9 protein-coding genes are annotated in these 11,511 nt (G+C 50.2%); 1 reads left to right on the forward strand and 8 read right to left on the reverse strand.

Going from position 1 to position 11,511, the window contains the following annotated elements; translation table 11 throughout:
• The 8 genes from P0Y67_RS17575 to adhP all read right to left on the reverse strand — a co-directional run.
• Positions 1 to 1,758: methyl-accepting chemotaxis protein (locus tag P0Y67_RS17575; protein ID WP_342392943.1), on the reverse strand; the 1,758-nt coding region annotated here is incomplete at its 3' end.
• Between the two features lie 288 nt (positions 1,759 to 2,046).
• Positions 2,047 to 2,772: an amino acid ABC transporter ATP-binding protein gene (locus P0Y67_RS17580; protein WP_342392969.1), complete on the reverse strand. Its 726-nt coding sequence runs from the start codon at positions 2,770 to 2,772 to the stop codon at positions 2,047 to 2,049.
• A 19-nt stretch (positions 2,773 to 2,791) separates the two neighbouring features.
• Positions 2,792 to 3,739, reverse strand: coding sequence for an amino acid ABC transporter permease (locus tag P0Y67_RS17585; RefSeq protein WP_161444140.1), 948 nt, complete (start codon positions 3,737 to 3,739; stop codon positions 2,792 to 2,794).
• 79 nt (positions 3,740 to 3,818) lie between these two features.
• Positions 3,819 to 4,616, reverse strand: a complete 798-nt coding sequence (locus P0Y67_RS17590; RefSeq protein WP_342392944.1) for a transporter substrate-binding domain-containing protein — start codon at positions 4,614 to 4,616, stop codon at positions 3,819 to 3,821.
• Positions 4,617 to 4,962: 346 nt separating this feature from the next.
• Entirely contained in the window at positions 4,963 to 5,460 is a 498-nt protein-coding gene (locus P0Y67_RS17595; RefSeq protein ID WP_342392945.1) for a hypothetical protein, read from the reverse strand.
• 186 nt (positions 5,461 to 5,646) lie between these two features.
• Positions 5,647 to 6,219, reverse strand: coding sequence for an elongation factor P-like protein EfpL (gene efpL / locus P0Y67_RS17600; protein ID WP_192014948.1), 573 nt, complete (start codon positions 6,217 to 6,219; stop codon positions 5,647 to 5,649).
• 169 nt (positions 6,220 to 6,388) lie between these two features.
• Positions 6,389 to 8,569 (reverse strand): vWA domain-containing protein, encoded by a 2,181-nt coding sequence (locus P0Y67_RS17605; protein WP_342392946.1) that lies wholly within the window; start codon positions 8,567 to 8,569, stop codon positions 6,389 to 6,391.
• 330 nt (positions 8,570 to 8,899) lie between these two features.
• On the reverse strand, positions 8,900 to 9,916 hold the full coding sequence (gene adhP, locus P0Y67_RS17610) for an alcohol dehydrogenase AdhP (RefSeq protein WP_342392947.1): 1,017 nt from the start codon (positions 9,914 to 9,916) through the stop codon (positions 8,900 to 8,902).
• Positions 9,917 to 10,384: 468 nt separating this feature from the next.
• Between adhP and P0Y67_RS17615 the strand changes: the two genes are divergently transcribed.
• The gene (locus P0Y67_RS17615; RefSeq protein ID WP_342392948.1) at positions 10,385 to 11,320 is read left to right on the forward strand and encodes a DMT family transporter; all 936 of its coding nucleotides are present in this window, start codon (positions 10,385 to 10,387) and stop codon (positions 11,318 to 11,320) included.
• Positions 11,321 to 11,511: the final 191 nt, after the last annotated feature.

Consider the following 11,511-nt stretch of genomic DNA (forward strand, 5'->3'; position numbering starts at 1 on the left):
ATCCGCCACCACAGAAAAGCCCCGGCCATGGTCGCCGGCCCTCGCCGCTTCAATCGCCGCATTCAGTGCCAGCAGATTGGTTTGCGCCGTGATGTCGGTGATCAGTTTCACGATATCGCCAATCTGACTCATTTCGTTGTTCACCCCATTCACACTCTGTGCTGAACGCTCAACAACGCCTTTGATATTGTTGGTATTGGCTAACGCCTGCTGGTACTCCTGCTCCGCTTCCACCACCACCAGGTGCATGACATCCTGCATCTGATGCGCCGATACCGATGCCGAGCTGATATCGCTCTGCTGACTGCCCGCCAGATTCAGCATCGCGGCAATCGCGCTTGAGGTGTCATTCGCCGCGCCGTCCATCCTCTCACAACGGCGAAGCATGGACTCACTGACTTCCCGCACTTCGTTTGCTGCGTGTATCATTTCACTGATCACCCCATCCAGATTGTCGATGAAGCTGTTGATCCAGCGCCCCATCTCACCGGTTTCATCGGGTTTAAAGCGCTCGGCATTCAATCGCTGCTGCAGATTTCCGTCGCCTTCCGCAAGCGCCTGAATCACAGAGGTCATTTCCTGCATTTGCTTCACCAGCGGGCCAGAAGCCGTCAGGCGAAATACCAGTAAGCTCAGCAAGGCGGTCAGTGCGCCCAGGCCCGCCTGGGCCAAGGGACCCAGCCCCTGAGTCACGCTCATCAGCATAGGGAAGAAAATGGCGGCCGCGCTGCACATGAAAAAGGTGTTGCTGAGCCGGTAATGCAAAGACCGGTGACGATACACTTCCTCCAGATCCGCTTCGCACATCATGCCCCAGCGATCCGGCGAGCCCGGCAGCTGAAAGGTCACCCCTTTGCCAATCACAGGAATGTGGCGATAGTCTGAATAACCGGGATAGGACACGAACAGGTTTTGTCCGTGCCGGATGGTCTCCCTGACCCCCGGATGCAGCTCTCCGGTGGCCGGATCGGTAAAGCGGATCTCAAACTCAGTATGCCGGTTGACCCTGACCGTGCCGTATTGGGTATGAATACCGGATTTCAGGTTTTCGCCGTGGGAGAAGGTATCGTCTTCAAAACGTGAGCGTGACAGCGCCGTGCCCGGCAGCAATTGCGGATCAAACGCAGACTCCACCATGAAAATATAGTTATCGCCCGATTCAGGATAGATATGCCCGGCCTCGCGCTGAATTAAATCACTGATGACATCATTGGGCAGCCTGGCGCACAAACACCCCTGGACCTGTGTGGTGCCGTCTGCCAGGGTGACAGTCACCGGCTGATAGAACATCAGGGTCACCGCATCATGAAATGAGGAGGTGGTGCGACCCAGCTGCTCTGTCACTGGATCAACATAAGGGCCGTGCAGAAAACGCGCCCTGAGCCCGTTCTGCAGCGCCTTCTGCGTCAACAGTGTTTGCCCTTTGTGGCCCTGATGGGTCGAGGTGCTGACAAGGCCATGGCTGTCAGTGATAAACAACTCAGAGAAGTGCGCCGCCCGTCCTTTGAGCCTGCGCAACGCGTCATCGCGTTCATCCTCGGGTTTGGTGGCCAGATACAAGGCCGCATCCTGTAAGAACAGCCATTGGTTCTCCACCCAGGTTTCTAAAATTCTCACCCGTGTCAGTGCCACACTGGTGAAGGTTTGTTGCAAATCATCCTGACGCTTGCGGTTGAGCCAGCAAGCCCGTCGCATTGCCAGTTTTCCCGTACGCCCCCAAACGGGTAACCAATGTTTTTCCTGAGCGGACAAATCCATTGTGCAAACTCCCTGCATCTCGCATTTTATATGTCGTGTGTGTCGTAACTTATTGTTGTTTATATCGACTGGCTGCAATTTCAGTGCCACTGCAATCGATTGTCACAGACGGGAAATGCTCAATATTTACACGACTCATGCACCAATAAGGTTCAACAAGGACAACCCTGCATCTTTAGGGTGCAATACCATGATTTTATAGTGGAACCAAAAAGATTGTAGAAATAGAAAGGCAGACTCACTGAGTCTGCCTCTGGTCTTACACAGGTTAAGAGAAATGTGTGGCTGCTAGAGAATTTTTGACAGGAACTGGGCCAACCGCGGGTGCTTGGGCGCATCAAAAAAATTCTCGGGCGAATCACTGACCAGCAACTCACCGTCTTCCATAAACAGCACCCGATCGGCCACTTCACGGGCAAAGCCCATTTCGTGCGTCACCACCACCATGGTCATGCCTTCTGCGGCCAGATCTTTCATCACATCCAGCACCTCGCCGACCATTTCAGGATCAAGCGCGGAGGTGGGTTCGTCGAACAGCATCACGTCCGGCCGCATGGCCAGGGCCCGGGCAATGGCAACCCGCTGTTGCTGGCCGCCGGATAACTGCGACGGATAGACATTCATTTTATCCGCCAGGCCGACCCGCCTGAGCAGTTTTTCGGCTTCCGGTTCGATATCCGCTTTCGTGCGTCCCCTGACTTTCTGCGGTGCCAGCATCACATTGCCTTTCACCGTTTTATGGGGAAACAGATTGAACGACTGAAATACCATGCCAACGTTCGCACGCAATTCATTGATATTGGTGCTTTTGGCGTACATGTTCATGCCATCAATCTCAATCTGCCCTGAGGTAATCACTTCCAGCTGGTTCAGCGTGCGCAGAAAGGTGGACTTACCCGAGCCAGACGGCCCGATGATGACCACCACCTCACCACGTTTCACCGTTGCACTGACATCTTTCAGTGCATGGCACAGATTGGGGTAAATTTTATTGACCTTGTCGGCGACTATCATGTCATCGCCCTGATATGTATTAGTCACTGCTCGCCAACCTCTTCTCAATTCGCTGCACGGCCCACGACAGGCTGGTTGTCAGGAGCAGATACAACCCTGCTACCACAAACCACACCTCGAACGTGGCGAAACTGCCGCTGATGACCTCGCGGCCTGCCTTGGTCAAATCGGTAATAGAGATCACAGATACCAGAGAGGAGTCTTTGATCAGCGTAATCAGCTGGCCCGCCATCGGCGGTAGCGTGCGTTTAAAAGCCTGTGGCAGGATGACATACATCATCGCCTTGGGATAACTCATGCCCAGTGAACGGGCCGCTTCCATCTGCCCTGGCGGAATCGACTGAATACCGGCGCGGATAATTTCCGCAATGTAAGCGCCGGTGAAAATGGACAGTGCCACCACACCCGCGGTAAAACGCTCCAGATCGAAAATCGTGCCCAGGAAAAAGTACACGATGAAAATTTGCACCAGTAACGGTGTGCCGCGGATAATTTCGACGTACAGGAAAGCCAGATTTTTGGTTACAGGGTTATGCGATATCCGCATCAATCCGGCCATCAGGCCCAGAATAATGGCGAAGAACAGTGAGAGCACCGAGATTTTCAGAGTCACCCACAAGCCCAGCGTGACCGGACCGATCGTCCACTGATCGCTGCTTGCCACCACATCACCTTCAAAAACCAGATCGCCCTGCTGCACCCGGCGGGCATCATAGGCGGGGATCTGCTGAGGCACATTACTGTAGTCAAGGTTGATGGTAATTGAGTTATCAGCGTTAATCTGCACCGTACCATCACCCTGCGCCCTGAACTCTTTAGGGGTGGTATCCACGATAAATGGCAAGACACGGTGCCATTGCCAGTTGTAATTGATGCTTTGCGAAGCCTGGTACAGCCCCGTCATCAGCAGCGCCAGGATGACGACAAAGACAGTTTGCCAGAGCCACCGGTTAGACGTCCTAATCATATACTTCTTCCTTAGGCGTGTCGGAATGAGAAAACAGCGGGAACGCACGGCTGGCTCAGCGGCCAGCCGTTATCAGGGTTTATTGCACCTGGCTCAGCCAGCTGTTGTCTTTAAACCATTTGTCGTAGATTCGCTCATAGGTTCCGTCGCCTTTGATCTGGCGCAGGAAGTTATTGAGGAAGTTCAGCATATCCATATCGCCCTGGGCGACCGCCCAGCCTAATGGCTCATAGGTGAATGGCTGCTCAAGGTGAACCACTTTGCCGTTGTTCTGCGAAGCATAAATGGCGTTAAACGGCATGTCGTAAATAAAGGCATCCGCTTTGCCGTTTGCCACTTCCAGCACAGCATCAGACTGGGTTTCAAACACATTGAGCTTCGCTTTGCTGATCATGCGCTTGATCGCTTGCTCACCTGTGGTGCCAAGCTTAGTCGCAATGGTGTATTTGCTGTCGTTCAGATCTTTGTAGCTTTTGATCTTACCTTCAAGCTCTGGATTGAGCAGAATAGTCTGACCCACAATGATGTAGGGTTCTGCGAAGTTTACGCGCATATTACGTTGCGCGTTGATGGTCATACCGGCATTGATGATGTGGCACTTACCTGTCAGAAGCGTGGGGATAATACCGTCCCAGGCGGTGTTGACCGGCACATATTTCACCCCCATCTGGCGAGCCATCATTTTACCGATATCAATATCAAAACCGACAAATGAGCCGTTTTTGCTTTTCATTTCAAACGGCATATAACCTGCGTCAAAACACACGCGAAGTTCGCCGGTTTTAACAATATCATCCATTACCGGGCCAGCCGTGGCAGACACTGACGTGCCTAACAATGCACAGGCTGCCACAACACTGCTTACGAATTTACGCATAGACATCCTTGTATCCTTATCGTTATCAAAATGCTGATGTATCGAACTAATACGAGGATGGTTATAGCAAATTAAATCTTGCGAACTCAATTGAGATTGAACAGAAAACAATCAGGGCAAATGTCAGCTTCCTGCCACTTTATGGCATAAATAATCACATTAACGGCATTAATCAGCACTAAATCACGACCATAACCTGAACAGGCAGCACAGATCGCGGAAGTCACAGCCAATCACGATGGATGATATTTTAGTTGATTATTTGACAGTGGGCTCATTATTAACAAATTTAACACCACAGATAACAGGAAAACCTACCGATACAGCAGACAGATAAGCAAAAATATTATAAATCCAGATATGTGACACACAGTTCATTAATATCAATGCTGTCAGGCATTTCATTCAGCGTTTTAGCCACGGCCCTGTCCTGTATACCTTCAATAACACGCAGACCTGAACCTTCATCCGCCCGCAACGCATTCACACTGTCATCACTTAAAAACAGCAGCCATAAAATACCATAGAATGTATGAATACGACTGACATCTTCTCTGGCGTAAACCTCTTTACCCTCACCTTCAATCGTGACTTTACTGCGCACTTCAGACAGCCAGTAGGTCGGAAATAATCCTAAGGTATAAGTCGAAATAATGCCGGAAATGTTTTCATCCGCGTAGTCATTCACCGCGTCAGTGTACACTTTCATTTCGTAATAGGCTGGCGTATACCGGCATTGATCAAGATAGGTATCAACCACGACATCTTCCAGGTCGCCTCCTACATATCCGGCACAACCCTGAAGCATAAATAAAGTAATGAGGCTGGACAGTGCCTTTTTCATATTAACTCTTCCCAACAAAAGCCGGGTCAGCAGATAAAAGTGTGTTGCATATGTTAACGATAGTTAATAGCAGTGCAAATAAAAGCAGGTATGCTGGGAGGCTGTTCAAAAAAAAGCCGCAGGATAAAGTGTCCGACATTCAGGGAGCACCTCTTGCTGCGGCTTTTTCCAACAATGCAGAGAAACTTACTTCTCTACACGGTTCATATATTTGTGTTCCAGTGTATTCACTCGAATGCGATCACCGGTAGCAATATACTCTGGCACCTGTACCGATAAACCTGTGCTCAGCACAGCAGGTTTTGTGCGGGCACTGGCTGAAGCCCCTTTGATTGAAGGGTCGGTTTCTACAATTTCCAAATCGACTGTAGACGGCAATTCCAGCGCAACCGGTGCACCATTAACCACCAGCACATGCAGTCCCTGAATATCTTCAGTAATGAACAGCAACTCTTCTTCAATCACATCTTTGTGGAAGTGATACGGGGTGTAATCCTCATTGTCCATGAAGATATACTCTTCACCGTCAATGTAAGAGAAAGACGCGGCATGGCGACTAAAGTCTGCCAGTGTGATGATGTCATCGGCTTTGAAGCTCACATCCGCTTTCGCGTTGGTTGCCACATCATACATACGCATACGGTAAAGGCTGCTACCGGCGCGGCCACTCGGTGTTAACTTGCTAATGTCTTTAACAAAATACACCTTACCTTCGTGTTCAATAGCTGCAGACTTTTTAATATCACTTGCCTTAGGCATAGTCATAAACTCCAGATAGACATTTGTCGCGAGAAAATAGCACGAAACGGCATGAAGACAAGTAGACAGTGAAAAAAAAGTGACCTTTCTTACCGTTCCGCTTGAACAAACGAAACAAGGCTCTAAAAACAGCGGGCTGACCCCTGTCAGCCCGGCTGTGGTGCACCATCTATGGTGTGGTTTGTACATATTGATAGGCAATGGTAATTGTGGCGCCTACCGCCGGAATTGCGGCACCGGTGAACACAACGGCTTGCGACAACGGATAATATTGCCAGCCATTCGCCGTGCTGCGCTGCATCGCAACACCATTCACTTTCACTGATAAAGAAGAAGACAGGATCTGATGGGTTGCGGCCAACGACAATTTGTAGCCTGCACTGGTTGCCCCTGCATTATTTGCCACCGTATTCATGAAACTGTCGTATTCTGAAATCAAATCAATGTTCAGTATTTTTCCCAGCGTAGATACCGCCAGATCATCATATTGACTGATGCTAGCATCCCCCGGTTTCACAATGGCATAGACGCGATAGCCCTTATCCGTGAACAGGTTTTGACTCGGGTCAAACGGTGGATTATTACCGTACTGACTCGGCTCATCACTGACAATAATGACTGAAAGTGACGCACCAACCCGGGGATACCCGGCCAGGGTGACCGTCCCGTTCACCGGATCCAGCGCCTTTTCAGCAAAAAATATCCCTCGCTCCGTCGCACTACCGTGGGTACCCGGAATGAAGTCCGCTTCAATTTGCGTGGCATCATTGGTAAACCCAACGCCGCGTAGCTCATCCGAGTCTGTTGTGATCGTACCGACCTGATAATCGATTCCGGAAGCCCCGATGGTTTGAATAAAACTTTGGGTCAAGCGGCTCAGCTCATTCTGTTCATCAGACATACTGCCGGAGTTATCAATCACAAAGAGAAAGTCGGCTTTCGAGCGAGTCTGTTCAACAGCGGTAAACTGATCTGACTGTAACAGCAGGGTTGAACCCAGCGCTGCACTGATAGTTTCGGATGTCGTGGCGCTGATGACATCCGCATAACGTCCCACATGATTTTTATCCACCAGTGTAGCCGTCATAATCAAACTATCCAGCAGCTGGTCATAACTCACAACCAGATCAAACTGGAACGTCGAGACTGCCACTTCTGTCGCCGCTGGCATTAACGAATCTGTCGCGCCACCAATCACATTCACAGCCATTTGCTGAAGCAGGAGATGGAGCAAATTGGTTGGCAGCATGGCAGTATTGAGTGTGATGTTATAGCTGGCAGACACATTGCCATTTTCCAGCACAGTCTGTGAAAGCTGTTCAATCCGATCTCCCGCGGATAGCAAATGCTGGCTGACCGCATTCACCATAGTTTGCAGAATTTGCTGAGCGGTAGTGCCCTGATTCAGTGCACCTCGTTCAGCGACAAAACCCACCAGCTCTGTCTCTTCCGGTGTTGGAATGGCCATCATTCGCAAACTCGCAGATGCCGTTTTCGGATCCCCGTAAATCACGGTGCCAGAAATATCCCCCGTCACCGGTGACATTGTAAAATCATCCGGCAGAAATACCTGACGGGTTTCAAGCGATACTGTTTGAGTGGCCGACGGGGCCTGGCTGACCGTGATCGTAATGGATTTAGACTGCAGTACCTGCTTACCGCTGTCGTTCTGCTTTTCAATGCTCACTGTATATGTAAACTGTCCGAGATCCGGACCGGCCTGAAGATCCAGGACATGTGGCTCGCTGCTTCTTGGAGACAACAATGTTCCGTTCTGATCTGTCCATTGAATCACATCAACTTGCGAAGCATTGGATATCGTTGCCTCAAGCACAGAAAGACCGTTACTCAGCACTGTCGCAGGCGAGGCAGTGAGCGCATTAATCACAGACTCCGGCGCATTCAGCGTTCCGTCGCTGCAGAGAATCTCAGTGTCTGTAATTTCATCACTGTCCAGTATCTGATTGTTATTCTTATCCACACCCAAGTAGATCTTCTGCCCCCCTGCCGGGCAATTCACATCCTCCCTGGCAATAAAGGCAATCCCAACCAACGCCTCATCAAATATTGGGTTCCCTTCACCATCTGAACTTTGCTGACCGTTGTTACAGACATACTTTGACGATACGTATTCCACTTCATCCAATTGCGCATTCTGGTTTTCATCGTAACCCGCAATTATCCGCAACCCCCCGGAGGCACAGTGCGAATCGTTGGCGGCTAACGTTTCAGTTCGAATCAACGCATTTCTCTCGGCGCCGGAAGCATCATCATCTTTATCATCATCCCAGCAGGCAGTTAAGACGCTGGTCAGTACTGCCAGCAGCGCGACTTGAATATCCTTTCTCATGTTCTCACCTAACTCATTGACGTTTATCTGTTCTGTAAACACAACAAATCACCATCAACACCTTGATGCGAGCATCAGGTGTACGTCAGACAGACTTCGATTTGATATGGCGGCAAATTGCACAAGCAGACAAGTGCAACTATGCAACGGAGTGTGGTTGAGTCCATTGAGAATTGGAATCTGTGCTGGCATTTGAGCAGGTGAAATTCATAATTTCACCAAAAAAGTTTGATGTAATCGACACCATTTACATTCAACAAAAACGATCACGCCGCTGAAAAAAAATCCCTCCAGGTTTACACCAAGAGGGATTTAACCAAGGTCGGATGATCAGGACGCCAGATTCATCACAATCCGACCTGTGATTTCACCTTTGAGCATGTCATCAAAGATCTCGTTAATGTCTTCCAGCGCTTTCACTTCAGTAATGGCTTTCACCTTGCCTTCCGCGGCAAATTGCAGGCATTCCTGTAAGTCCTGACGCGTACCGACAATCGAGCCAATCACTTTAATGCCGTTCAAGACGGTATCAAAGATAGGTATCGGCATGTCTTCCGGCGGCAGGCCCACCAGCACACAGCTGCCACCGCGGCGCACCGAACGGTAAGCCTCTTCGAACGCAGGCTTGGACACTGCCGTACATACGACACCGTGCGCGCCACCCACCAGTCGGTGAATCGCTTCAGACGGTTTTTCTTGCATGAAATCGATACAGTGCACAGCGCCCAGTTCTTTCGCCAGTGCCATTTTCTCGGCGCCGGTATCCACCGCGATGACGTTCATTCCCATGGCTTTGGCATACTGCACCGCCAGATGGCCCAAACCACCTACACCGATAATGGCAACCCACTGGCCCGGCTTAACCTCTGTCACTTTCAGCGCTTTATAGGTGGTCACCCCCGCGCAGAACAAAGGCGCGGCATCGACATAAGACAGCCCGTCCGGAATTTTCACCACATACTCACCATGAGCCAGGCAATATTCGGCGTAGCCGCCATCGACAGAATAGCCGGCATTTTGCTGATCCAGACACAGGGTTTCACGGCCGGACAAACAATACTCACAATGACCGCACGCCGAATAGAGCCAGGGCACACCCACCCGATCACCTATCTTGAGATGATGGATTTCACTGCCCACCTGGACAATTTCGCCGACCCCTTCATGGCCCGGCACCAGAGGCATTTTGGGTTTCACCGGCCAGTCGCCGTGACAGGCATGTAAATCGGTATGACACACCCCACAGGCATGAATTTTCACCAGTATGTCCCGGGGTTTGACAGCAGGCAGAGGAATATCTTTGATTTCCAGTTTCCCTTTGAATTCATTGACAACAGCGGCTTTCATGACGGCGACTCCTTACGAGTGATTGAACAGCCATTGTTGGTGAAAAATTCACCCTGTTTATAGATCTGGATCAATATTCACTTAATTGAATAATGTTTTGTTGCCCAGGAAGACAAAAGTGTGAATGCTGACACCAGCTAATGAGCCCTGAACCGCGTTTTACTTTATTCCAGCTGATGACAAAAGTGTTTCAACGCGATACCGCAACATCATCAGGTCTTTGGTCTGTTTATCAGAACAAAACCCAAGCTTACACGTGGGTTTCATCCCGCTATACAAACCCCGCTAACCCCCTGCTTTCAGTCATTGCGTTGTAATTTTACAACAAACAGGCTGATGAAGATCACACCTGGCAACTAATATTGCCAGTTGTTTGTTTAACTTTCGGGTCAAAATTTCTTGTCTTGTGGGTCAGGTTTTGGTTAAATACTCTGGTTTTCGAGTTAATCTTAGTCATAGAGAAGTTGAATGTTGTCATTGAACCAAATTTCACACCTGAAGTTATTTTTCTTCACTGTGCTGATTAGCCTGTCATTCCCGATTGGCAGCTATATTATGGCTTCCATGGATCCACTCGTGGTGACCTGGGTACGTTATCTGCTGGCCAGCCTGCTGTTTGTCGGGATTCTGGTTGCTAAAAGACAGTTCCGTATCCCCTCTGCGAAAGATTTGGGCCGATACACGCTGATCAGCTTGCCGGCACTGGGCTATTTTGTTGCCATGTTTATTGCGCTGCGCGATACCAGCCCGCTGGACGCCAGTGCCCTGTATACCACTGTGCCGTTAATGAGCGCCATTCTGGCTGCGTTCGTGTTCAAACGCAGTACCTCAATGTCTGTCACGCTGGCTTTGCTGGGCGGTATGCTGGGTGCCGGTCTGATTATTTTCCGTGGCGATCTGAGCGCTGCCGGTTCTATCGCAATGACAGCCTCTAACAAAATTTATCTGCTGGGCTGTCTGGGTATGGCGCTCAATCCGATCATTGTCAAGAAGTGCTATCGAGGTGAATCTTTCATCCACCTGACGTGCTGGACACTGATCTGTGCAACAGGCTTGCTGACCGTCGCCACCGCGCCGCAACTGGTGCAGGTGCAATGGACGCAAATTCCGGCTGATATCTGGCTGGGTATCGGGTATCTGGCGGTGTTCGCCACAGCTATCAGTTTCTTCCTGTTCCAACAAGGCAGCGTCGCACTGGCTCCTGAACAGGTATCGGCCTATACCTATCTGATCCCTGTGCTGGTATTGCTGGTTAACCGGTTCACCGGCAATCTGGTTCCCTGGGAAGAAGTCAGCTATGGCGTGGTCACTGTCTTGTTATCGATGACAGTAATGATCCGCCGCGGCTCGCCCGATACAAATGCAGCGGTTGCCAAACCAGAACAAGAAGCACTGGCAAAATAATCTCCGGTAATCAAAAAATACCGCCTCAATCACTCGGGCGGTATTTTTATATCAGAGTAAACAGACTGATATCCCGGCTGCCGGGAGCCTGTTAACAAACCCGCGGCTGACTCAGTCTCAGCACAACAAAATGCAACCGGCATCGGCTTATTGAGTGCAAACCTGTCCCCTCAGCTAGATTTCTTTTGAGC

Origin of the sequence: Photobacterium sp. SP02, from assembly GCF_038519165.1 — a bacterium.
GTDB lineage: Bacteria > Pseudomonadota > Gammaproteobacteria > Enterobacterales > Vibrionaceae > Photobacterium > Photobacterium halotolerans.

Excerpts from the sequence above, each read along its gene's own strand:
- P0Y67_RS17580 (WP_342392969.1), bottom strand. The coding sequence starts at position 2,772 with ATGATAGTCGCCGACAAGGTCAATAAAATTTACCCCAATCTGTGCCAT.
- P0Y67_RS17585 (WP_161444140.1), bottom strand. The coding sequence starts at position 3,739 with ATGATTAGGACGTCTAACCGGTGGCTCTGGCAAACTGTCTTTGTCGTC.
- P0Y67_RS17590 (WP_342392944.1), bottom strand. The coding sequence starts at position 4,616 with ATGCGTAAATTCGTAAGCAGTGTTGTGGCAGCCTGTGCATTGTTAGGC.
- P0Y67_RS17595 (WP_342392945.1), bottom strand. The coding sequence starts at position 5,460 with ATGAAAAAGGCACTGTCCAGCCTCATTACTTTATTTATGCTTCAGGGT.
- efpL (WP_192014948.1), bottom strand. The coding sequence starts at position 6,219 with ATGCCTAAGGCAAGTGATATTAAAAAGTCTGCAGCTATTGAACACGAA.
- P0Y67_RS17605 (WP_342392946.1), bottom strand. The coding sequence starts at position 8,569 with ATGAGAAAGGATATTCAAGTCGCGCTGCTGGCAGTACTGACCAGCGTC.
- adhP (WP_342392947.1), bottom strand. The coding sequence starts at position 9,916 with ATGAAAGCCGCTGTTGTCAATGAATTCAAAGGGAAACTGGAAATCAAA.
- P0Y67_RS17615 (WP_342392948.1), top strand. The coding sequence starts at position 10,385 with ATGTTGTCATTGAACCAAATTTCACACCTGAAGTTATTTTTCTTCACT.